The sequence below is a fragment of the Comamonas sp. 4034 genome, from assembly GCF_050434545.1.
GTDB classification, from domain to species: domain Bacteria; phylum Pseudomonadota; class Gammaproteobacteria; order Burkholderiales; family Burkholderiaceae_C; genus Comamonas; species Comamonas odontotermitis.
Map to the genome: position 1 here is coordinate 459,213 of NZ_JBNDIT010000001.1, position 21,674 is coordinate 480,886.

At 62.4% G+C, this 21,674-nt stretch carries 19 protein-coding genes; 10 read left to right on the plus strand and 9 right to left on the minus strand.

Translation table 11 applies throughout. The features are described 5' to 3' along the window. Positions 1-906 carry an SDR family oxidoreductase gene (locus tag ABIE32_RS02075; protein WP_429013627.1) on the minus strand — a complete coding sequence of 302 codons (906 nt, stop codon included), beginning with the start codon at positions 904-906 and terminating at the stop codon, positions 1-3. 309 nt (positions 907-1,215) lie between these two features. Between ABIE32_RS02075 and ABIE32_RS02080 the strand changes: the two genes are divergently transcribed. The 9 genes from ABIE32_RS02080 (at position 1,216) to queC (ending at position 10,604) form a co-directional block, all read left to right on the plus strand. Beyond that, positions 1,216-2,109 (plus strand): FAS1-like dehydratase domain-containing protein, encoded by an 894-nt coding sequence (locus tag ABIE32_RS02080; protein ID WP_429013394.1) that lies wholly within the window; start codon positions 1,216-1,218, stop codon positions 2,107-2,109. 91 nt (positions 2,110-2,200) lie between these two features. Continuing rightward, on the plus strand, positions 2,201-3,367 hold the full coding sequence (locus tag ABIE32_RS02085) for an acyl-CoA dehydrogenase family protein (RefSeq protein WP_429013397.1): 1,167 nt from the start codon (positions 2,201-2,203) through the stop codon (positions 3,365-3,367). Positions 3,368-3,487: 120 nt separating this feature from the next. Continuing rightward, entirely contained in the window at positions 3,488-4,669 is a 1,182-nt protein-coding gene (locus tag ABIE32_RS02090) for a CaiB/BaiF CoA transferase family protein (RefSeq protein WP_224150899.1), read from the plus strand. Between the two features lie 23 nt (positions 4,670-4,692). Continuing rightward, positions 4,693-6,072, plus strand: coding sequence for an MmgE/PrpD family protein (locus ABIE32_RS02095; RefSeq protein ID WP_429013399.1), 1,380 nt, complete (start codon positions 4,693-4,695; stop codon positions 6,070-6,072). A 50-nt stretch (positions 6,073-6,122) separates the two neighbouring features. Continuing rightward, positions 6,123-7,118 (plus strand): tripartite tricarboxylate transporter substrate binding protein BugD, encoded by a 996-nt coding sequence (locus tag ABIE32_RS02100; protein WP_377779522.1) that lies wholly within the window; start codon positions 6,123-6,125, stop codon positions 7,116-7,118. Positions 7,119-7,210: 92 nt separating this feature from the next. Further along, the gene (locus ABIE32_RS02105; RefSeq protein WP_429013402.1) at positions 7,211-8,089 is read left to right on the plus strand and encodes an HpcH/HpaI aldolase/citrate lyase family protein; all 879 of its coding nucleotides are present in this window, start codon (positions 7,211-7,213) and stop codon (positions 8,087-8,089) included. Between the two features lie 82 nt (positions 8,090-8,171). Continuing rightward, positions 8,172-9,032 carry a hypothetical protein gene (locus ABIE32_RS02110; protein ID WP_429013405.1) on the plus strand — a complete coding sequence of 287 codons (861 nt, stop codon included), beginning with the start codon at positions 8,172-8,174 and terminating at the stop codon, positions 9,030-9,032. 199 nt (positions 9,033-9,231) lie between these two features. After that, positions 9,232-9,903, plus strand: a complete 672-nt coding sequence (locus ABIE32_RS02115) for a 7-cyano-7-deazaguanine/7-aminomethyl-7-deazaguanine transporter (RefSeq protein ID WP_429013408.1) — start codon at positions 9,232-9,234, stop codon at positions 9,901-9,903. After that, positions 9,900-10,604 carry a 7-cyano-7-deazaguanine synthase QueC gene (queC, locus tag ABIE32_RS02120; protein ID WP_429013410.1) on the plus strand — a complete coding sequence of 235 codons (705 nt, stop codon included), beginning with the start codon at positions 9,900-9,902 and terminating at the stop codon, positions 10,602-10,604. Before ABIE32_RS02115 ends, queC begins: the two co-directional genes overlap by 4 nt. Before the next feature lie 110 nt (positions 10,605-10,714). Here the strand turns inward: queC and ABIE32_RS02125 are convergent, their stop codons facing one another. The 4 genes from ABIE32_RS02125 to ABIE32_RS02140 form a co-directional block, all read right to left on the minus strand. Next, entirely contained in the window at positions 10,715-11,707 is a 993-nt protein-coding gene (locus ABIE32_RS02125; RefSeq protein ID WP_429013630.1) for a tripartite tricarboxylate transporter substrate binding protein, read from the minus strand. Positions 11,708-11,739: 32 nt separating this feature from the next. After that, on the minus strand, positions 11,740-13,314 hold the full coding sequence (locus tag ABIE32_RS02130) for a class I adenylate-forming enzyme family protein (protein WP_429013413.1): 1,575 nt from the start codon (positions 13,312-13,314) through the stop codon (positions 11,740-11,742). Positions 13,315-13,342: 28 nt separating this feature from the next. Further along, entirely contained in the window at positions 13,343-14,296 is a 954-nt protein-coding gene (locus tag ABIE32_RS02135; RefSeq protein ID WP_429013416.1) for a Bug family tripartite tricarboxylate transporter substrate binding protein, read from the minus strand. Positions 14,297-14,530: 234 nt separating this feature from the next. Then, complete coding sequence (locus ABIE32_RS02140) at positions 14,531-15,838, minus strand: Glu/Leu/Phe/Val family dehydrogenase (RefSeq protein ID WP_224150908.1); 1,308 nt, start codon at positions 15,836-15,838, stop codon at positions 14,531-14,533. Positions 15,839-16,062: 224 nt separating this feature from the next. Here ABIE32_RS02140 and ABIE32_RS02145 point away from each other — a divergent pair, with 224 nt between their 5' ends. Then, complete coding sequence (locus tag ABIE32_RS02145) at positions 16,063-16,845, plus strand: fumarylacetoacetate hydrolase family protein (protein ID WP_429013419.1); 783 nt, start codon at positions 16,063-16,065, stop codon at positions 16,843-16,845. A 92-nt stretch (positions 16,846-16,937) separates the two neighbouring features. Here the strand turns inward: ABIE32_RS02145 and ABIE32_RS02150 are convergent, their stop codons facing one another. The 4 genes from ABIE32_RS02150 to ABIE32_RS02165 are packed head-to-tail and all read right to left on the minus strand — an operon-like array spanning position 16,938 to position 21,674. Then, positions 16,938-17,681, minus strand: a complete 744-nt coding sequence (locus tag ABIE32_RS02150) for a hypothetical protein (protein WP_429013421.1) — start codon at positions 17,679-17,681, stop codon at positions 16,938-16,940. Positions 17,682-17,707: 26 nt separating this feature from the next. Next, the gene (locus tag ABIE32_RS02155; RefSeq protein ID WP_429013423.1) at positions 17,708-18,589 is read right to left on the minus strand and encodes a YaiO family outer membrane beta-barrel protein; all 882 of its coding nucleotides are present in this window, start codon (positions 18,587-18,589) and stop codon (positions 17,708-17,710) included. Next, positions 18,586-19,788, minus strand: a complete 1,203-nt coding sequence (gene wecB / locus ABIE32_RS02160; protein ID WP_429013426.1) for a non-hydrolyzing UDP-N-acetylglucosamine 2-epimerase — start codon at positions 19,786-19,788, stop codon at positions 18,586-18,588. The genes ABIE32_RS02155 and wecB overlap by 4 nt, the downstream gene beginning before the upstream one ends. Further along, the gene (locus ABIE32_RS02165) at positions 19,785-21,674 is read right to left on the minus strand and encodes a polysaccharide deacetylase family protein (protein WP_429013429.1); all 1,890 of its coding nucleotides are present in this window, start codon (positions 21,672-21,674) and stop codon (positions 19,785-19,787) included. The genes wecB and ABIE32_RS02165 overlap by 4 nt, the downstream gene beginning before the upstream one ends.

The following is a 21,674-nucleotide window of genomic DNA, read 5'->3' on the forward strand; positions in this document are numbered from 1 at the left end:
TCAGATGGGATCCCAGCTGAAGACTTCCGGCGAACGCTCCATGGGCACAAAGGACGATTTCAGCGCAGGTATGGCGTGGCTGGCGATGTCTTCGGGCGTCCAGCCCTCGCCCTGGTGCACCGAACGCAACGGGCGCGGCTGGCTCATCAGGAAGATTTCGTTATTGCGCACGGCAAATACCTGCGCGTTCACGTCCCTGGCCTGGTCGCTCAGCAGGTACACGGCCAGCGGCGCGATCTTGTTGGGCGTCATCTGCTTCAACTTGTCCACGCGGGCCTGCTGCTCTGGCGTGTCGGTGGGGATCGAGCCGATCATGCGGCTCCAGGCAAAGGGCGAGATGCAATTGCTGCGCACGTTGAACTTGGCCATGTCGAGCGCAATGCTCTTGGACAGTGCCACGATGCCCAGCTTGGCGGCTGCATAGTTGGACTGCCCCAGGTTGCCGATGAGGCCCGAGGTGGACGTCATGTGCACCATGGCGCCGCTTTCCTGTTCCTTGAAGTGGTTGGCCGCAGCGCGTGCCACGTAGTAGCTGCCGTACAGGTGCACCTTGATCACGGCGTCCCATTCATCGACGCTCATCTTGTGAAAGAAGCGGTCGCGCAGAATGCCGGCGTTGTTGACGATGCCGTCCACCTTGCCAAAGGTGTCGACCGCGCACTGCACGATGCGGGCTGCGGCGTTGGCGTCGGAGACGCTGTCGGTGTTGGCCACGGCCTCGCCACCAGCGGCCTTGATCTCGTTGACCACCTTTTGCGCGGGGCCGTCGTCATGGCCTTCGCCACTGGTCGAGGTGCCGATGTCGTTGATCACGACCTTCGCGCCTTCCTTGGCCATGGCCAGAGCCATATCGCGACCAATGCCGCCGCCGGAGCCGGTGACGATGACGACTTTGCCTTCGAGCATTTGGGACATGTCTGTTTCCTTGGATCTGTGTTTATGGAGTGCCTCCGAGGATGCTCTCCAAAAACCGACTTGCCAATTCGCAAATCCAGAGGAAGCCCTTAGGCAAACTGAAACCGTGGGCTCGAAAATGAGCGGACGCGCTCGCGCACGGTATGACGGTGTGCAGCGGCTGTCTTTCGAGAGCGGCTCTTCCGCCTGGGGCTGGCAGGTGAGGCGAATGCGGGCTAACCCTTCGTCTTCGTGGCCGCAAAAGGATGCGTTCCAATTTCTGTGATTGCTTTGGCCCGCAGAGCCTGCGACAGTGCCACCATGTCGCAAACCCTCTCATCCGCTGCCGCGCTGACGCCTGCGCAGGTGGCGCACCTGCAAAGCTGGATTGGTAAATCCGAATCCCTGCACGACCTGATTGCTGCCGTACCGGTGGCTGGCCTATCGGCCACCCTGGACCGCGATGACGCGGCGCCCCAGGCCGGCGACCCTCTGCCGCCGCTGTGGCACTGGGCGAATTTTCTGCCCATGGCCCGACAAAGCCTGCTCGGGCCCGACGGCCACCCGGCGCGCGGCGGCTTTCTGCCACCGGTGCCGCTGCCGCGCCGCATGTGGGCGGGCGGGCGCTTGCAGTGGAATGCCGACAACCCGATCCAGATTGGCCAGAACGTGGAGCGCATCTCGCGCATTGCATCGGTGGACCACAAGGTGGGCCGCTCCGGGGAGCTGCTGTTCGTGCTGGTACAGCACGAATACCGCAATGAACGCGGTGTGGCGCTGACCGAAGCGCATGACATCGTCTACCGTGCAGCGGCACTGCCGACCGATCCGGTGCCGCAACCTACCGTTGCCGAAACCGTAGCGGCCTGGAAGCGCGAGATCAACGCCGATCCGGTGATGCTGTTCCGCTATTCGGCGCTCACCTTCAACGGCCACCGCATCCATTACGACCGCTCTTATGTGACGCAGGAGGAAGGCTATCCCGGTCTCATCGTGCATGGCCCGCTGATTGCAACCTTGCTGGTTGATCTGCTGCGCCGCAATGCGCCTGACGCCGTATTGACCGATTTTTCATTCAAGGCGGTCCGCCCGACCTTTGACCTGCACCCCTTCACCGTGCTGGGCCAGCCGCAGCCCGATGGCAAGACCATCAAGCTGTGGGCGCATGACCACGAAGGCTGGCTCACCATGCAGGCGACCGCCACGGTCCGCTGACGAAGATGTTTCGCAAATACTCCTGAAAAAAGAGCTGCCAGCGCTTGCTGGTAGCACACAGAAGGCCTTTTTGATTCAAAAGATTGATTCCATGATCGAACACACCAGCTCCAACAATTTTCACGAAATCCGCGATGCCATCCGTGCGCTGTGTGCCGAGTTTCCCGATGAATATTTCCGCAAGGTGGACGAGGCGCGCGCCTACCCAGAGGCGTTTGTGGACGCACTCACCAAGGCGGGCTGGCTGGCGGCGCTGATTCCGCAGGAATACGGTGGCTCGGGCCTGGGCCTTACCGAGGCTTCGGTCATCATGGAAGAGATCAACCGCTGTGGCGGCAACTCGGGCGCGTGCCACGGCCAGATGTACAACATGGGCACTCTGCTGCGCCACGGCAGCGCTGCGCAGAAGGAGAAGTATTTGCCCAAGATTGCCAGCGGTGAATGGCGCCTGCAATCGATGGGTGTGACCGAGCCCACCACGGGCACCGACACCACCAAGATCAAGACCACGGCAGTGAAGAAGGGCGACAAGTACGTCATCAACGGCCAGAAGGTGTGGATCAGCCGCATCCAGCACAGCGACTTCATGATCCTGCTGGCGCGCACCACGCCGCTGGCCGAGGTCAGGAAGAAGAGCGAAGGCATGTCGATCTTCATGGTGGACCTGCGCGAGGCCGAGAAGAAGGGCCTGACGGTGCGCCCGATCCTGAACATGGTCAACCACGAGACCAATGAGCTGTTCTTCGAGAACCTGGAGATCCCTGAAGAGAACCTGATCGGGGAGGAGGGCAAGGGGTTCAAGTACATCCTTGATGGTCTGAATGCCGAGCGCACCTTGATCGCCGCCGAGTGCATTGGCGATGGCTACTGGTTTCTGGATCGCGTGACCAAGTATGTGAGCGAGCGCGAGGTGTTTGGCCGCCCGATTGGCCAGAACCAGGGCGTGCAGTTCCCGATCTCCGATGCCTTCATCGAAGTGGAAGCCGCCAACCTGATGCGCTGGAAGGCCTGCGAGCTGTTCGACCAGCACGAACCCATGGGCGCCCAGGCCAACATGGCCAAGTACCTGGCGGCCAAGGCGAGCTGGGAGGCAGCCAATGCCTGCCTGCAGTTCCATGGCGGCTTTGGCTTTGCCTGCGAATACGACGTGGAACGCAAGTTCCGCGAGACGCGCCTGTACCAGGTGGCGCCGATTTCGACCAACCTGATTTACTCGTATGTGGCCGAGCACATCCTGGGCCTGCCACGTTCGTTTTGATTTAAAAAAGTGAGCTGATTGCGCGCACCACACAAGCGTCTCAAACAAATTTTTTACTGAAATTCTTGTGAGGCCAGCGCCGCTGGCTATTCAATGGACACTGAATCAAGAAACCCCGCCATGACACGACCTTTGGATGGGATCACCGTCGTCTCGCTGGAACACGCGGTTGCAGCGCCTTTCTGCGCGCGCCAACTGGCCGACCTGGGCGCCCGCGTCATCAAGGTGGAGCGGCCCGGCAGCGGCGATTTTGCACGCGGCTACGACAGCCGGGTGCGCGGCCAGTCATCGCACTTCACCTGGCTCAACCGCAACAAGGAGAGCCTGGCGCTCGATCTGAAGGACGCGGCATCGCTCGCCGCGCTGAAACAACTGCTGGGCTCGGCCGATGTATTGCTGCAGAACCTGGCGCCCGGCGCGGCCGCGCGCATGGGGCTGTCGTACGAGGCGCTGCATGCCGAGTTTCCGCAACTCATCGTCTGCGATATCAGCGGTTATGGAGAAGACGGCCCGTACCGCGACAAAAAGGCCTATGACCTGCTGATTCAGAGCGAGGCGGGGTTTCTCTCCGTCACCGGTACACCTGAGACGCCGAGCAAATCAGGTATCTCGGTGGCTGATATCGCCGCTGGCATGTACGCCTACACCAACATCCTGTCCGCCTTGCTGCTGCGGGGCAAGACGGGCGAGGGCAGCCACATTGACGTATCCATGCTCGAAGCGCTGGGCGAATGGATGGGCTACCCGCTGTACTACGCATTCGAAGGCGCTGCGCCGCCGCCGCGCACCGGCGCATCGCACGCCAGCATCTACCCCTACGGCCCGTTTGTGGCGGGTGATGGCGGCACGGTGATGCTGGGTTTGCAGAACGAGCGCGAATGGAAGATTTTCTGTGATCAGGTGCTGCTTGCGCCGCAACTGGCCACAGATCCGCGCTTTGACAGCAATGCCCGCCGCAACACCAACCGCGAAGCATTGCAGGCCGAGATCCTGCGCATCTTCGGCGCCCTCAAGGCGAATGAGGTCGTGCAGCGACTGGACGATGCCGGTATCGCCAACGCGCACGTCAACGACATGGCTGGCCTGTGGACGCACCCGCAGCTTATCGCCCGCCAGCGCTTTGCCGATGTGGCAACACCTGTGGGCGCCGTGCCCGCCTTGCTGCCGCCCGGCCGCAACAACCAGTACAGCTACCGCATGGACCCGGTGCCTGCAGTAGGCGAACACACCGCAGCGATTCTGCAGGAGTTGCAATTGACACCCGATGCACTGGCTGCAGTGCACAAGGCATCCGGCATCTGATGCCCGTTGGAGATACAAGAACCATGACAACAACACCCGCAACACCTACCCCCGCAGCCCAGTTGGCCCACTTTGCCGCCAAGTTGAAATACAGCGACATTCCCGAGGCAGTCATCCAGAAGACTGAAGACCTGTGGGTGGACTGGTTTGGCTCTGCGGTTGCAGGCCACAATGCGCGGCCGGTGGCCAGCATCACCCGCTTTGCACTGGCCATGGGCCCGCAGCAAGGGCCGTCTGAAGTGATCGGCCCGCAAGGCGCCACCAGCAGCCCCTACCTGGCCGCCATGGCCAATGCGGCTGCATCGCACGTGGCAGAGCAGGATGATGTGCACAACGGCTCGGTGTTCCATCCGGCGGCCGTGGTGTTTCCGCCTGCAGTGGCCGTTGCGCAGGCGCTGGGAAAGTCGGGCAAGGATCTGCTCACTGCCTGCGTGGCGGGGTACGAAGTGGGCATCCGTGTGGGCGAGTTCCTGGGCCGCTCGCACTACAAGATCTTTCACACCACGGGCACGGCGGGCACCCTGGCGGCTGCGGCGGCCGTTGGCCATCTGCTGGGCCTCAATGCGGCGCAGATGCTGCACGCCTTCGGCTCTGCAGGTACGCAGTCGGCGGGCTTGTGGGAATTTCTGCGCACGGCGGCCGACAGCAAGCAGCTGCACACTGCGCATGCGGCTGGCGCGGGCCTGATGGCGGCCTATCTGGCACGCGATGGTTTCACGGGCGCGGCAGACATTTTCTGCGGGCCGCAGGGCATGGCAGCGGGCATGTCCACCGATAGCGACCCGGCCCGGCTGATCGACGGCCTGGGAACACGCTGGGCCACGGCGGAGACATCGTTCAAGTGGCATGCGTCCTGCCGCCATACCCACCCTGCCGCAGACGCGCTGCTGCAGGTGATGCGCGAGCACCAGCTGAAGGTGCCCGACATTGCGGGCGTGGTGACCCATGTGCACCAGGCTGCCATCGATGTGCTGGGGCCCGTGGTTGATCCGAGCACGGTGCACCAGAGCAAATTCTCGATGGGAACGGTGTTGGCCCTGGCTGCGCGCCATGGCTTTGCGGGCCTGACCGAATTCGACAACGACTACCGCGCGCAGGACACCATGGCGCTGCGCGACAAGGTCAGCATGGTGCTGGATACCGAAGTGGACTCCGCCTACCCCCGGCGCTGGATCGGCAAGGTGACGGTGACCACCGCCGATGGCCGCACGCTGCATGGCCGTGTCGACGAGCCCAAGGGCGACCCGGGCAATACCCTGAGCCGCGAGGAACTGACCGACAAGGCGCTGCGCCTGGGCGCGTTCTGCAAGGAGGTGCCTGCTGCACAGATGCAAAACGCCGTACACAAATTGTGGAAAGTACGGGATTGGACCAGGGTCGAAACCTTGCTGCAAGCCGTATAAGACAACAAGCAGGCCATGTACCTGCCACACCCGATAACCGAGGAGACAAGATGCGCTATTCGTTGCTGAAGAAAACTGCAGGCGCGGCCCTGCTGGCCTGTGCGGGCCTTGCCATTCACAGTCAGGCCCTGGCCGAAGACTGGCCGACCAAGCCGGTGGTGATGGTGGTGCCGTATTCCGCCGGGGGCCCGACCGATGTGGTGGCGCGCATGCTGGCCATTCCCATGGGCAAATCGCTGGGCCAGACGGTGGTGGTGGAAAACACCGTGGGTGCAGGTGGCACGATTGCCCCCGCCCGTGTGGCACGTGCCAAGAACGACGGCTATACCATCCTGATTCACCACATGGGCATGGCTACGGCGCCTGCGCTGTACAAGAAGCTGCCCTATGACCCGCTCAAGGATTTCGAATACATCGGGCAGGTGCTCGATGTGCCGATGACCTTGCTCTCGCGCAAGGACTTTCCGGCCAGCAACTTCCAGGAACTGCTCGCTTACGTGAAAGCCAACCAGGACAAGGTCTCCCTGGCCAATGCGGGCATCGGCGCCGTCTCACAGTTGTGCGGTATGTTGTTCATGCACCAGATCGGTGTGAAGCTCACCACCGTGCCCTACAAGGGAGCCGGCCCCGCGATGAATGACCTGATGGGCGGGCAGGTGGATCTGCTGTGCGACCAGACCACGCAGACTGCCCCCGTCATCAAGGATGGCAATCGCGTCAAGGTATTCGGCGTGACCACGCCGCAACGTCTGTCGACGATGCCAAATGTTCCGACACTGGACGAGCAGGGCCTCAAGGGCTTTGATGTGAAGGTGTGGCACGGCATGTATGCGCCCAAGGGCACGCCTGCCGAAGTGATCAAGAAGATCAACGCGGCGCTCAATGTGGCCTTGAAGGATCCGGTGGTGGTGCAGCGCATTGCTGACCTGAGCAGCGAACTGGTGACACCCGACCGCGCTACGCCGCAGAGCCTGAAAACCTTGCTCGAATCCGAAGTGAAGCGCTGGAACACGGTGATCCGCGCTGCAGGGGTGACTGCGGAGTGAGCGGATTTTGATCGCCAGTCGCCGGGGCAGCCTGGGGCTGCTTCTTCGATCCGAATCTGCGAATGGTGCGGGTTGTGAAATGTTGGTTTGCTATGAAATTTGAGAATCACCCCTTGGCCTGTGCCACATCGTGGCTGTTCGTTCCGGCCAGCCGTCCCGAACGTATTGGCAAGGCCCTGGCCAGCGGTGCCGATGCCGTGATCGTAGATCTGGAGGATGCGGTGGCGCCCGCCGACAAGGATGCGGCACGGGATGCATTGCTGGGCGCGATGCAGACCTTGGCTGCTCCGCAGCGTGCGCGGGTGCTGGTACGCATCAACGCGCCAGGTACCCAATGGTTTGATGGCGATGTACGGGCGCTGCGCGAGCTATGCCAGCAGGGTTGTGCAGGCGCCGTGCTGCCCAAAGCCGAGGAGGCTGCTGCACTGGAGTTGCTGGCTGATGCGATGGGCGATGGTGGCGTGGTGGTGCCCATCATCGAATCGGTGTGGGGGTTGCATTGCATCGACACCATCGCACAGGCGCCCAAGGTGCTGCGGCTGGCATTTGGTCATCTGGATTTTCAGGTGGACGCAGGTATGGCCTGTGCCGCTGATGAAACCGAGTTGGTGCCAGTGCGGCTTGCGGTGGTGCTGGCATCGCGCCGTGCGCAATTGCCCGCGCCGATCGATGGTGTCACGGTCAACACGCAGGACGGCAGCGTGGTGCGGACTGACGCCGAGCGCGCCGTGCGCGGCGGTTTTGGCGGCAAGTTATGTATCCATCCGATGCAGGTGGCCGAAGTGAACGCCGCCTATACCCCAAGCGGCGCACAGTTGCAATCGGCGCAACAGGTGCTGGCCGCGGCAGAGGCTGCGCAAGGCGGCGTCTGTGTAGTGAATGGCCGCATGGTGGATGCGCCGGTGATTGCACTGGCTCGCAAGACGGTTCTTCGTCACCAACTGGCGACACGCCGCGCTGAAACGGTCTGACACGTTCTGCCGGCACCTCGCCGATATACTCGCTGCAAGATGGCACTGTGACTTGGCAGTGCCGAAAACGCAGGAGTGAAACATGTTCAAACACACCATTACCGCTGCCGCACTGGCTGTGACCGGCATGGCCCATGCATTTGTGCCCCAGGGAGGCACCTGGATCATCAGTGATGAGTTGAACGGTGCACCTGGCCGAGGTTTTGCCATCGATGTGCAAAACGACACGGTGGTGATGCAGGTCTATGCATACGAACGCAACGGCCAGCCGACGTTCTACATGGCTACCGGCCATCTGGGCGATAACAATATCTTGGACGCCCGCCTGGGCCGCTATGAAGGTGGCCGTTATCTGGGTAGCGGCCCGCAAAGCGGCGTTGAGCGAGGGAGCCCGGGCAATGTGCGTATCCGTTTCATCAGCGGTACCCAAGGCTTCATCACCCTGCCGGGTGAGCCTGAAAAGGAACTGAAGCGCTTTCAGTTTGGCTATGACAACAGCCCGGAGGCATTGTTGGGCCTGTGGAGCGCCGTCTATGCCAACACGGCAGGGCTGATCGAGCATGACCCCATTGAGCTGACGCGTGTGACGCAGGGTTCGTCGTACAGCACCGGGATGGCCGTGTCGTATAACGGCCTGTTTGCCTGCGAGCAGATGATTCGGGGCACCGATGCTGGCAAGACGCAGTGCGTCAAATTCCGCAGCAGCACATCGAGCGATACAGTGCGCTCGTTTGTGATGACCTGGAGCGTGAACCAGGGAGAAGGCAGCTGGCGCTTCAGCAATGGCTCGGACGAGGGCGCAGTCTATGCCAACCGTCTGACGCAGGGATCCGGGCGCATCGCCGGTATTCTGCGCAAGGTGCCTGCCGAGGCCACGCCAGAGCAGGCAAACAACGATGCCGCGCTGCGCGCCGCACTGGAAGCGCTGGCCGCTTCGCGCTGAAAGCTGCCTTCCATGCCAAGCCCCGGCTCTGCCGGGGCTTTTTCATGATTCGGTGGCCCTGCCTGGGTGCAGCTACGCAGTAGCGGCTGCCGGCAGGGCCGAGTACGATGCGGGGAATAGTCCTGGCCGCTACAATAACGGCCTCATTATTTGTCGTCCCAATGGGTTCCCTCACCCCCATTCACCAAAAAGGATTGTCATGACACCCGTTCAGGCATCGCCATCGCGCGTGCCGCTTTATCTTCCCCTCCTGGTGGCGTTTCATATCGCCATCGTCATCGCCAGCAACTACCTGGTGCAGTTGCCCATCACGCTGCTGGGATTTCACAGCACCTGGGGAGCATTCAGCTTTCCATTCATCTTTCTCGCGACCGATCTGACCGTGCGCCTCATTGGCAAGGGGCCGGCACGGCGCGTCATCGCGCAGGCCATGCTGCCTGCGTTGGTGGTTTCCTACGTTGTCGGTGTGCTGTTTCATGAGGGGCGCTTCAACGGAATGGATGCGCTTTTCGATTTCAACAGCTTTGTCTTTAGGATTGCGTTTGCCAGCTTTGCCGCCTATGTGTTGGGGCAACTGATGGACATTCAGGTATTTGACCGCATTCGCCAGCAAAGCCGTGCTTGGTGGCTGGCGCCTGCCGCTGCTTCGGTGTTCGGGCAGGCGCTGGATACGGTGGCGTTTTTCTTCATCGCTTTCTGGCGCAGTGACAACGCTTTCATGGCGGCCAACTGGGTGGAGATCGCCATGGTCGACTACGTCATCAAGCTTGCCGTGAGCCTGCTGCTTTTCGTGCCTGCCTACGGCGTGCTGCTAGCGGCCATCGTCCGCAACATGCGGCAGGGTACCGTACCTGCGGTGGCAGCGCCATGAATTCGTCACGACGAGCGCTGGTGCTGTTTTCGGGCGGGCAGGATTCGGCCACCTGCCTCGCATGGGCTTTGTCGCGCTATGGGCATGTGGAAACCCTGGGCTTCGATTACGGCCAGCGCCATCGTGTCGAGCTGGATTGCCGCACCAAGCTGCGCGAGGGGTTGCTGGCCATGCAGGCACAGTGGACAGGGCGACTGGGTGATGACCATCTGCTGCATGTGGATGTGCTGGGCCAACTGGGCGCCAGTGCCATGACGGATGACGTGGCCATCGCCATGCAGGCCGACGGTCTGCCCAACACCTTTGTGCCAGGGCGCAATCTGCTGTTCTTCACCCTGGCTGCGGCACTGGCGTATCGACGTGGGCTGGACGTGCTGGTCGGCGGCATGTCGCAGACGGATTATTCGGGCTATCCGGATTGCCGCGACAACACCCTCAAGGCGTTGCAGGTGGCATTGAGCCTGGGCGTGGACCGGCCGTTGACCCTGGAAACCCCGCTGATGTGGATCGACAAGGCGCAGACCTGGGCGCTCACGCACGCGCTGGGTGGCAATGCACTGGTGGAACTGGTGCGGCGCGACTCGCATTCCTGCTACCTGGGGCAGCGAGAGCAGCTGCACAGCTGGGGTTATGGTTGTGGAACGTGCCCCGCTTGCCAGTTGCGTGCCCGGGGGTGGGAGCAGTGGAGCGAGCTGTCTTGAGCGGGAAGTTGCGAGGCGGAAATCTGCAGTTTTCTGTGCCTGCTGTGAATGGATGCAAAGACGCCCTGTGTAGAAACAGGGCGTTTTTCTTTTGCGGGAGACGCAGTCGTTCAGTCGACCCGCGCGCCCGTGGCCTTGACCACAGCTGCCCACCGGTCGATTTCGCGCTGAATGTGTGCGTCCAGCTCTTGCGGCGTGGAGCCCACAGGCTCATAGCCGCTGGCCGCCAGCTGCGTCTGTACCTGCGGGTTCTTCAGCGCCTTGGCAATTTCCTGGCTCAGTTTGGCAGTGATGTCGGCGGGTGTACCCGCAGGGGCAATCACGGCATACCAGCCGGTGATGTCGAAGTCCTTCAGGCCCTGCTCCTGCACCGTCGGCACTTCGGGTGCCAGCGCAGACCGCTTGGCACTGGTGACTGCCAAGGCATGCAGCTTGCCGCTGCGTACATGCGGAATGGAGGTGGAGATGCTGTCGAAGGTCAAGTCGATATCGCCCGCCAGCATGGCGTTGACCACGCCGGCGCTGCCCTTGTAGGGCACATGCGTCATCTTGATGCCTGCGGTGCTGGCAAACAGCTCACCCGCCAGATGCCCCGTATTGCCGTTGCCAGCCGAGCCGAAGGTCAGCTTTCCTGGTGCTGCCTGCGCGGCCTGGATCAGCGCAGGGATGTTCTTTGCTGGCAGTTTGCTGCTGCCCACCACGATCATCGGCAGATTGGCAACCAGCGAGACCGGTGCAAAATCCTTGCGCGTGTCGTACGGCAGTTTGGGGTAGAGGCTGTCGTTGATGGCATGGGCGGCCAGCACCATCAGCACGGTGTAGCCGTCAGGCTTGGCACGCGCCACATACTGCGATGCGAGGGTGCCGCCTGCGCCAGGTTTGTATTCCAGCACCACCGACTGACCCAGCTGCTGCTGCAGCTGCATGGCCAGCGGCCGACCCAGCAGGTCGGCGCTGCCGCCGGGCGGGTAGGGAATGACCAGCTGTATGGGCTTGCTGGGCCAGTCTGCAGCGTGGCCCAGGCCGGGCTGCAGCGAGCAGGCGGCGAATGCTAGGCTGGCGAGCAGTGCGCGGCGCATGGTGGAAGGGCGGGGGTGGTGCATCCGTGTCTCCTGGGCCATCATCAATTGAGGGGTCATGCAGCGCTGGTGTGCGTGCGGGCGTACAGGTCACGCAACTCGCGCTTCAGTACTTTGCCGATCTCGCTGCGGGGCAGTTGTTCGGCCAGTACCACGTCAGCCACACGCTGGGTCTTGCCGACGCGGCTGTTGAGCCAATTCTGCAGCGCCTGTGCCGCAGGCCCTGTGCCTGGCTGCGCCACCACATAGGCCACGGGCGTCTCACCCCAGGCCTCCGAAGGCACGCCGACCACGGCGCATTCGCGCACCTCGGGGTGCTGCAGCAGTACGCTTTCGATGTCGCTTGGGTAGACGTTGAAGCCGCCGGTGATGATCATGTCCTTCTTGCGATCGCCCAGCACGATGAAGCCGTCTTCATCCAGCTGGCCCACGTCGCCGCTGCGTATGAAGCGCTCGCCGCTGGCGCTGAACCACTCGGCTTCGCGGGTCTTGTCCGGCAGGCGGTAGTAGCCCGTCATCATGCCCGCAGAGGCGCCGACGATTTCTCCCTGAGCGCCGGGCGGGAGCTCGTTGCCTTGCTCGTCGATGAATCGGATATCGGCACCGGGGCCGGCGCGCCCCACGGTGTGCAGCTTGTCCGGAAAATCGTGGCAATGCAGCTCGCAGCGCACGCCGCCTTCGGTCATGCCGTAGTACTCGATCAGCTTGCCAGGCCAGCGGCGCAGCACCTCGGCCTTGAGTGTTGCCTTGAACGGCGCACTGGTGCAGAACTTGCTCTGCAGACGGCTCAGATCGGCTGCATCGAATGCCGGGCAATCGAGCAGGCGTTGGTACTGCACCGGAACCAGCATGGTGTGGGTGGCATGGTGTTGCTGGGCCAGTTTTAGGTACTGGGTCGCGTCAAACTTGCGCATCAGCACCAGGGTGCCGCCCAATGCGAGCGTAGGCAGCGCTGCCACCAGGGTGGTGTTGGAATACAGTGGCGTGGCGCACAGCGAGACGGCGTCAGGCCCGTAGCCGTTGGTGACGGCGCGCTGCACATGCGACCAGCGCATGCCCCAGCTTTGCACGATGCCCTTGGGCACACCGGTGGTGCCCGATGAGTAAATCAGGTTGAAGGGCCAGTCTGGTTGCGGCGCAATGGGTGCGGGCTGTGCATCGGCGGCAATGCCATGGAGCCATGCAGACCAGGGCGTGCCTGCCTCTGGCGCATCGTCCAGCGCAATGCACTGCACCTGGGCATTTTCCTGCACGGGCCATTGCGCTGCCACTTCGGCATCGCGAAGCACCAGCCGGGCCTCAGAGTTGGCGAGCATCGCGCTCAGATGCGCGGCCGTGGCGGAAGGCGCCAGCGGCGCCACGACCACACCGGCGCACAGGGCTCCCAGGTAGGCCAGCACATAGCGGGGTGAGCTGCTGGCGCAGATGGCGACGACATCGCCGGGCTGCAGGCCCTGGCGTTGCAAGGCGCATGTCACTTGGCGCATGCCTTGCGTCACCTGCGCGTAGTTGAGCTGGGTGTCGCCCAGGACCAGGGCGGTATGGTTCGGGCGCTCTTTGGCGTTGGCCTCCACCATGGCGGGAATGGAGCCAAAGGCCTGGGCCAGTTGTTCGGATACGGAAGCAGTCATGACAGCAGAAGAAGAATAGAGGGAAGGGTCAGTCCAGCGAGAGGTTGGCGGCCTTGACGATCTGCGCCCAGTTCTTGCGCTCCTGCGCAATGAAGGCGTCATGCTCGGCAGCGCTTTCGCCGCCGGGAACACCACCCAGCTCGGCAAACTTGCTGCGGATCTCTGCGGTCTGCATGGCGTCGTGTGCCACCTGCTGGATACGGTGAACGATGGCGTCCGGCGTCCCTGCGGGTGCCAGCAGGTCGAACCACGCCGTCACGTCCATCGGCACACCGGCTTCGCGCATGGTGGGCACGTCTGGCAGTTGGGGTGAGCGCTCCTTGCTGGTGATGGCCAGCGCGCGGAACTTGCCCGATTTGATGTGCGGGATGGAGCTGGGCAGGTTGTCGATCATGAAATCCGTCTGCTTGCCCAGCAGAGCGGTCACAGCAGGTGCTGCGCCGCTGTGTGGCACCAGGGTCACGTCCAGCCCGGCTTTCTGGCGGAACATTTCTGTGGACATGTGTGGTGACTGTCCGATCCCCGAAGTGGCCGCGGTCAGTGGCTTTTGCTTGCCCCAGGCAATCAGCTCCTGCACGTTCTTGACGGGCGTGTCAGCGTTGACGACCAGGATGTTGGGCACCGAGATCACATTGGTGATGCCACGCAGGTCCGTCTCCTTGTACTGCAGCTTCTTGTACAGGCTGAAATTGATGGCCACCGGGCCGATATTGCCCATCAGCAGGGTGTAGCCATCGGGCTTGGCGCGGGCGACGAATGCAGTGCCGATGCTGACACCGCCGCCGGCCTTGTTTTCCACGATCACACTGGTTTTGAGGGCAGAGCCCATCTTCTCTGCCAACACGCGGGCGGCGATGTCGGTCGTGCCGCCTGCGGCTGCCGGCACGACGATGGTGATGGGGCGTTCGGGCCAACTGGCCGCCAGGGCCATCAGTGGCGACAGCAGCAGGGCTCCAAGGGCGTGGCGGCGCAGTATGCGCATGGCAGTCTCCATAATTCTCGGTATGGACTCACCATACGGAACCTGGCACTGATGCGTGATGGGGTTTGCCTGCAAAACCACACCCAGAGGCTTCGCACTTGCGAAAGCCATGCTTCAAGCGACTGGAAGCAGCGCTTGAGTGCAGCTGTAGCAAGCTCTCATTTCTGTGGGCTGCATGGCTGTAACGAAAAAGCGGCCCGAAGGCCGCTCTGCTGTATTGGAAATACCCTTGCTTTATGGGTACAGGCCGCGCATTTCGCGTGCGTGCAGAATGCGGCGGCAGGCGATGATGAAGGTCGCAGTACGCAGCGATACCTTGTTCTCCTGGGCCACTTGCCACACGGCGGCGAATGCCTCCTGCATGATGCGTACCAGGCGCGCGTTGATCTCGTCCTCGCTCCAGAAGAAGCTGGAGAAATCCTGCACCCATTCAAAGTAGCTCACCGTCACGCCACCGGCGTTGGCGATCACGTCCGGCAGTACCAGCACGCCCTTGTCGGTCAGGATGTCGTCGGCCTCGGGGGTCGTCGGGCCGTTGGCGCCTTCGATCACCAGTTTGGCCTTGATCTTGCCTGCGTTTTTGGCGTTGATCTGGCCTTCCAGTGCGGCGGGGATCAGGATTTCGCAGTCCACGGCCCAGAAATCTTCATTGGCCATCTTGTCGGCCCCCTTGAAGCCGCCCACGCCGCCGGTATTGGCCACGTGCTCCAGCACGGCTGGCACATCCAGGCCCTTGGCGTTGAAGATGGTACCGGTATGGTCCTGCACGGCCACCACGATGGCACCAGCTTCGGCAAACAGCTTGCCTGCGGTGCCACCCACGTTACCAAAGCCCTGCACGGCAACACGAGCGCCCTGCAGCGCCAGGCCGGAGAGCTTGGCGGCTTCCACGCCTACGGTGAACACGCCACGGCCGGTTGCTTCTACGCGGCCGAGCGAGCCGCCCAGGTCGATGGGCTTGCCGGTGACCACGCCGGTTGCGGTGGCGCCGGTGTTCATCGAGTAGGTGTCCATCATCCAGGCCATGATCTGGCCGTTGGTGTTCACGTCTGGCGCAGGAATGTCCTTGGAGGGGCCAATGAACAGGCCAATTTCGCTGGTGTAGCGGCGGGTCAGGCGTTCGAGTTCGCCCTTGGACAAGGTCTTGGGATCGACACGGATGCCGCCCTTGGCACCGCCGTAAGGCACGTTCACGGCGGCATTCTTGATCGACATCCAGGCAGACAGGGCCATCACTTCGGACAGCGTCACATCTTGGTGGAAGCGCACGCCACCCTTGCCAGGACCACGGCTGAGGTTGTGCTGCACGCGGTAGCCTTCAAAGTGTGCAATGGTGCCGTTGTCCATTTCAATCGGCACATCCACGATCAGCGCGCGCTTGGGGCGCTTGAGGGTTTCGACCCAGCGGGCCAGCGAGCCCAGGTAAGGAGTGACGCGATCGACCTGTTGCAGGTAGATGCCCCAGGGGCCCAGGTGCTTGGGATCCAGGTACGAAGGCAGCGGATGGTTGGATGCTGCTGCGGGGGTGCTGTTGGATGTCATACGATCCATGCGGTTGAAAAGGTATGCATAGCTTAAATTCTCTCCCCCGGTCTTGTCCAAGGCCGGATGATAGGCATGAAATGCAATATATGCATAACTATGATTAAAAAATCATCATCAAAAACAAGAGCTATCAGTCCCTACGATATATGGGATTGAAGCCTGTTTGATTGATATTTCAAAGTGGCGTTCGCAACCATATAGTTTTGAAAGCTTTCCTCACCATGCCGCACTTCGATTCGCCTCTCGCTTTTGTACCGACCGATCTGGCGCATGCCTTGCAACATGCTACCGCCTCGGGCCTTGCGCTGGATGCTGCCGTATGGCCGCAGGTACAGTCCGCTGCCGATGTGCTGGGCGTGCACCAGGCGCGGGCGCAGATGTGGGGTGACACCGAGCGTGCGCCTCTGCACTGGAAGAGCGGCGGTGCAAACCGCAGCCAGCCGTTGGCCCATGCACCGTTGCCTCCTCAAGGCGTACGCGGCATGGACGCGGATCTCGGAGACATCCCTTTTCTACTGCGTGGGGTGGAAGCGGAGATAGCTCTGCGCATAGGCTGCGATGTGGATGCCGACGCTGCAGCGCGCCTGGGCGAAGCAGACGCCGATGCGCTGGTGGATGCAATGGCGGTCAGCATCGAGATCGTCGATTCGCGCTGGCAGCAGCAATTGCAGGCACCCGAAGCACTCAAGGCGGCCGATCTGCTATGCCATGGTGCCCTGGTGCTGGGCGAATGGCAGCCCTATCGCGCGCGGAATTGGGCGTTGCAGCGCTGCTCCGTGCAGGTGGGCAGACAGCCACTGGTGGAGCGCCAGGGCAGCCATTCGCTGCAGGACCCTGCCTGGCTGCTTTCGCAGTGGCTGTGTCATGCCACCCGCCATTTTGGAACCGTGCAGGCCGGCACGGTGGTGACAACCGGCAGTTGGTGCGGTTTGCTGCTGGCGGCAAAAGAGGATGCGATCCGCGTGCGCTTTGATGGCATTGGCGAAGCGGCCTTACAGCTATGAAAAAAAGCACGGATTGCCGAAGCGGTCTGAGTGGCTGTACCTGGATTGGCAGCGTCGGGTGCTGAATGCGCTGGTCCGTTGCAGCGGGGTGCTCAATAGTCCGGCGAGGGTGCGAGGCTCATGAACAGTCCGTAAATGCCCAACTGCCCCACAATCTGCGGCAGAAAGCTGAACAGCATGTACAAAGGCACCGCCACCAGCAGACTGCATTGCTGTGCCAGCCAGGCCAGGGAGGCTGCCTGCAGCGGAATACTGACGACCAGGAACAGCAGCCCTGCGAGCGTGGCACCTATCTTGTACAGCACCGGCATCGGAAAGATATACAGCACCAGGGCATGCACGGCCGGCAGCAGCCACAGCATGGCCAAGCCCATGTCCAGGATGTTGTCTGCCAGCAGGCGATTGACATCACTCACGGCGAGGGCCGGGAAGAACTCATAGGACAGCAGGCCGACGATGGTCAGAACGGCGACGATGCGCAGGCCGTAGATCAGTGGCAGACGCTCCCGGGACAGGAGCAGCGAAATGGCCATCAGGGCGGCGGATATACCGGCCCCCAGCCACCATTGCAGGAGACTGGGGGGCGGCACATAGAAACGCGTGCGCACCACTTCGACGGACAGCCCCAGGAAGGACACGACAGATGCCTGCACATCGCTTGCATCCCCCAGGCCCAGGTGCGGCCATGCCCATGCCAACACCTGCGACCAGGCCTGCACTGCCAGGGGTGCGCCCCACCACAGCATCAGCCAGAAAGCGGCCAGCAGCAGCACAAGCTGGATGGCGTGCTGCCAGGTCCAGATATAGCTTCTGAGCCCGCGATGCTGACGGGTCATGCGAAGGTGTGGCACGTTGCTGGGTCCTAGAAATCAAAGAAAAGCGCGGCGCTCAGTCCCTTGCGGTTGTAGTAGGGATTGCGGTAGAACTGCCCGCCCACGACGTATCCCCAATCCTTTGCCAGCCACTGGCGCCACTGCAGGCTGAGTTCGGTGGATTGAAAGCCGACATGGTTGCCGCTGTCTGCGATGGCGCCGGTGGGCAGATAGCCTTCCTTGCCATGGTCGATGCGCGCCGTGAAATAGTGCTGCTTCTCGGTGCCCAGGGTCAGCGCTGCAAAGCCGCGAAAGCCATCGACCGCACCGGGGTTGGACTTGTTGTAGACCACGCCGCCTTCGGCAACCCATGCATTGGTGGAGTAGTACGCCACCGATACGGTGACGCCGGTGTCGCGATGGACGCCGTCGCGGCTGGCAGATTTCATCAACGCCAGGCCGGTAACCCACTGCTGGGTGTCGGTCCATTTGCGGTAGATGGCAATGTCGCCCCGGTACTTGTTCTGAAAATCGGCAGAGCCCGCGCTGGCGCCGACGGACATGTACCACCAGGGCGACAGGGTATGGGTCAGTGACAGGGCGCCGACCGTGCCACGCTCGTCGAAGTGGCGCTGGCTGGACAGATCCCAGTTCAAGGTGGTTCCAGGCTTGAGCCCTATATGGCCACGGACGAACTGGTCGTTCCAATTGCTGTTGCCGCCCGTCAGCGTGGAGTACCCCATGCCAACGTCCACCCGGCCACGGCGCCCGGGCTCGAAATCAGCGGGTGGTGCTGGGGTTGGCGCCGCTTCGGGTGCAGTGGCTGTGGGCGTCGCCGCTTCGGCTTCTGCGGTCTGGGCGGATGAGATGCCGGGCATCCACAGACTGGCTGCGCTCAGTCCCACGAATGCAAGGGTGGTGAGATGCTTCATAGTGATAGGGTGTTGGGGGTTGCGGCAGGAGCGTCGTGCAGATGTCTGTGCAGGACGGCGGCAATCTGGGCACCGCTGGTTCCGTCGCCAAAGGGGTTGGCCTGCCCATGGGTGGAGGCAAGGCCGGGCAGGCGGCCATCGGCCAGAACGCTGGTTGCAGCCGATACGATGCGCTGCGGGTCGGTACCGACCAGCAATCCGCCGCCACAGGTAATGACTTCCGGGCGCTCAGTGACATCGCGCATAACCAGCAAGGGCTTGTGCAGAGACAGCCCTTCCTCCTGGATGCCTCCCGAGTCGGTGAGCAGCAGGTCGGCAGCATCCATGATTTCCACCATGGGGGGATAGTCGAGCGGCGCGGCGAGGCGCCAGCGTTGCTGGATATCGGGCGTGCTGGCGGCATGGACGGCGCGCACGCTCTGCTGTACCAGAGGGTTCAGGTGCAGGGGCCAGATGACGGCGGCATCCGGGCATTGCTGGAGCAGAGTGGCCACCGCACTGGCGATCTGTTCCATGGGCGCGCCCCAGTTTTCGCGCCGGTGGGCGGTGACCAGAACGAGCTTGCGCAAGCCGCTGTCCAGAAACCACTGGAAGTCCGGGTTGGCGATGGGCTGGCCCGCCAGACGCTGGGCACGTACATGCTGTGCCGCCAGCAGCACGGCATCTACCACGGTGTTGCCGACAATGGAGATCGTGCCCGGTACATTTTCCTTTTCCAGGTTGCTGCTGGCCTGGGCAGTAGGTGCAAAGTGCCAGTGGCTGACGCGGCCGATCAGGCTGCGGTTGATTTCTTCGGGAAAGGGCTCATCCATGCGTCCCGAACGCAGACCCGCTTCCACATGGCCCACGGGAATCTGTAAGAACGCGGCGGCCAGCGCCCCCATGGCAGCGCTGCTGGTGTCACCGTGGACCAAGGCAGCTGCGGGCTGCAGGCGGGAGAGCTGGGTGCCGATGGCCGACATCAACTCGCTTGCCAGGGCCGGCAAGGTGGGTACTTCGCGCTTGAGACGGATGATTTCCTCCGGCTGGATACCGAAGAATTCATACAGCGGCCAGGCCATCTCTTCGTGCTGCCCGGTATGCAGCACATGGGTCAGTATGCCCTGTTCGCGCAGTGCGAGGACAACAGGTGCCATCTTGATGATTTCAGGGCGGGTGCCCATGATGGCGACAACGGATGAACGGGTGGATGATGTCATGGACGACGGTGCAATACCATTATGAGTTGTTGGCCGGCTTTTGCGCGCACCAGCCAGGTCTGGTCTGTGCCTTGCACATTCGCCTCCCCGGACTGTATCTGGACGCCGGAATACCGGGCTTTGGGAATCGACCAGGCCATGGAGGCGAGGGATTGGGGGTGGGAGGCTGTCAGGACGTCGTCGTCGCCCTGCTCCTGCAATGACCACTGCACCTGCGCCCGGCTGCTGAGAAAGTCGGCGGCCTCGGTCATCGATATGAACTGGCATTGCGCGCGGTCCGCACAGCCTTGCATGGTCTCTATATACGCCTTGACGGCCGGCAGGTAGCTGACGGCGCCGATGGGGTGAAAATAACTCAGCCGGATGGTTCGTGTCTGTTCAATGAACCGGGCAAGCTGCTGCAGCCATTGCCCGAATTCATCGACGGACATGTGCTGGAATGAGGCCTCTTCGGCTGACGCCACCTGGCCATAGGTCAGCACGGGGAATGCCCAGGCATCGGCGACCTGTCGAAACCCCAGCCACAGGCGTGTCGGAGGCATGCCCACGCTGCCGGAGGTGTAGTAGGCCTTCACCCCATGTGCAGACATCCAGTCATACACCCACAGGGGCTGGTTGCCTGTTGGTGCAGAGTATTCCTTGGGCTCCTGGCCGCCGTTGGCTTTGGTCACGGCCTGGTTGTTCAGATCCAGATATTGTTCGAAGTCGTCACCATTGCTGTCGTTGGCATTGGCGCCGAAATAGTTGTGGATCCATCCGCCATGGTTGCCGATGGTGTGGCCCTGGCTGCGCAACTTCTGAACCATCTCCTGCGCGTCAGGGTTGTGATCGAGGTCCATGCCCAGCCCGTCGCCTTCACGGTTCACATCGGGGCCGGCAGTGAAATGCATGGACTGGTGGCCATGGTCAAAGATGCCTTCGTCCTGCAGGGTATGCAGAAAGCCGATGGCCTTGCGGTCATCGTTGTGCCAGTTCAGGACCAGGGCGCCGATGCCATCGGGCGTAGCCAGCAGTGACGGTTGCCTGACCATCTCGCTGGAGAAGTAGGCCAGGAATCCATGAAGAAAAATACCGTCGGTACGTTCGAGCAGGTAGGTGAGGGGAAGGTTGACGAACATCGCCTCGCCCTGGCCCCAGCGGTGGATGCTTGCCACCACGTTGCCGTCGGCAGACTGGAGCAGGATGCGTGGTGTCGCAGGGCGGTCTGTCTTCAGGACCGCAAAGCGCTGGGAATCCTTGGTATAGCCCGCCACAAAGCTGTCGAACTCCGGGTTGGCGCGCGCCAGGTCGGATGCGGCAATCGATGTCAGGCTGGCCGCCGCCTTGGCATTGAGATAGCGGCCTGGCGGTATACCCAGGGCTTCCATGGTGGAGGCAGAGCCCATGATTTCGTCGTAGTCGGACAGGTTCTCCTTGTACTGGTCGTAGTCGCCATAGCGCACGCCCAGCATGGCGGAAAAGCGCGCCTGCCCAGGGCTGTAGTAACCGCGTTCGTCCAGCAGGCCTCCATCCTGCACCACCATGGCCTTGCCACCGGCGTGCACCACGTCCATCAGCGTCTGCGCGGCGGCGTCGGATATGCGGCGGTGGAATGTATCCGGAATGATGACGGCTTGCTGAGCGGCCTTGGCGCCATAGTTCACCCCACGCATCCAGGTGCTGATGGACAGCGGTGTCAGAAGCACGCCGCGCTCTGCGGCCGCCTGTGTCCAGATGCTGACTTCGGGCGCATCCATGGCCATGGAGTCGGGGATCAGCAGGGTGAGGCTGCCATAGCGCTCACTGGCATGTCGGCTGGACATCTGGTGCCAGGCAATCGCTGCCAGCATACAGAGCACGGCGACGGAGGCTGCCAGCCATTGTTTCCAGGACAGGGATTTCGTCAT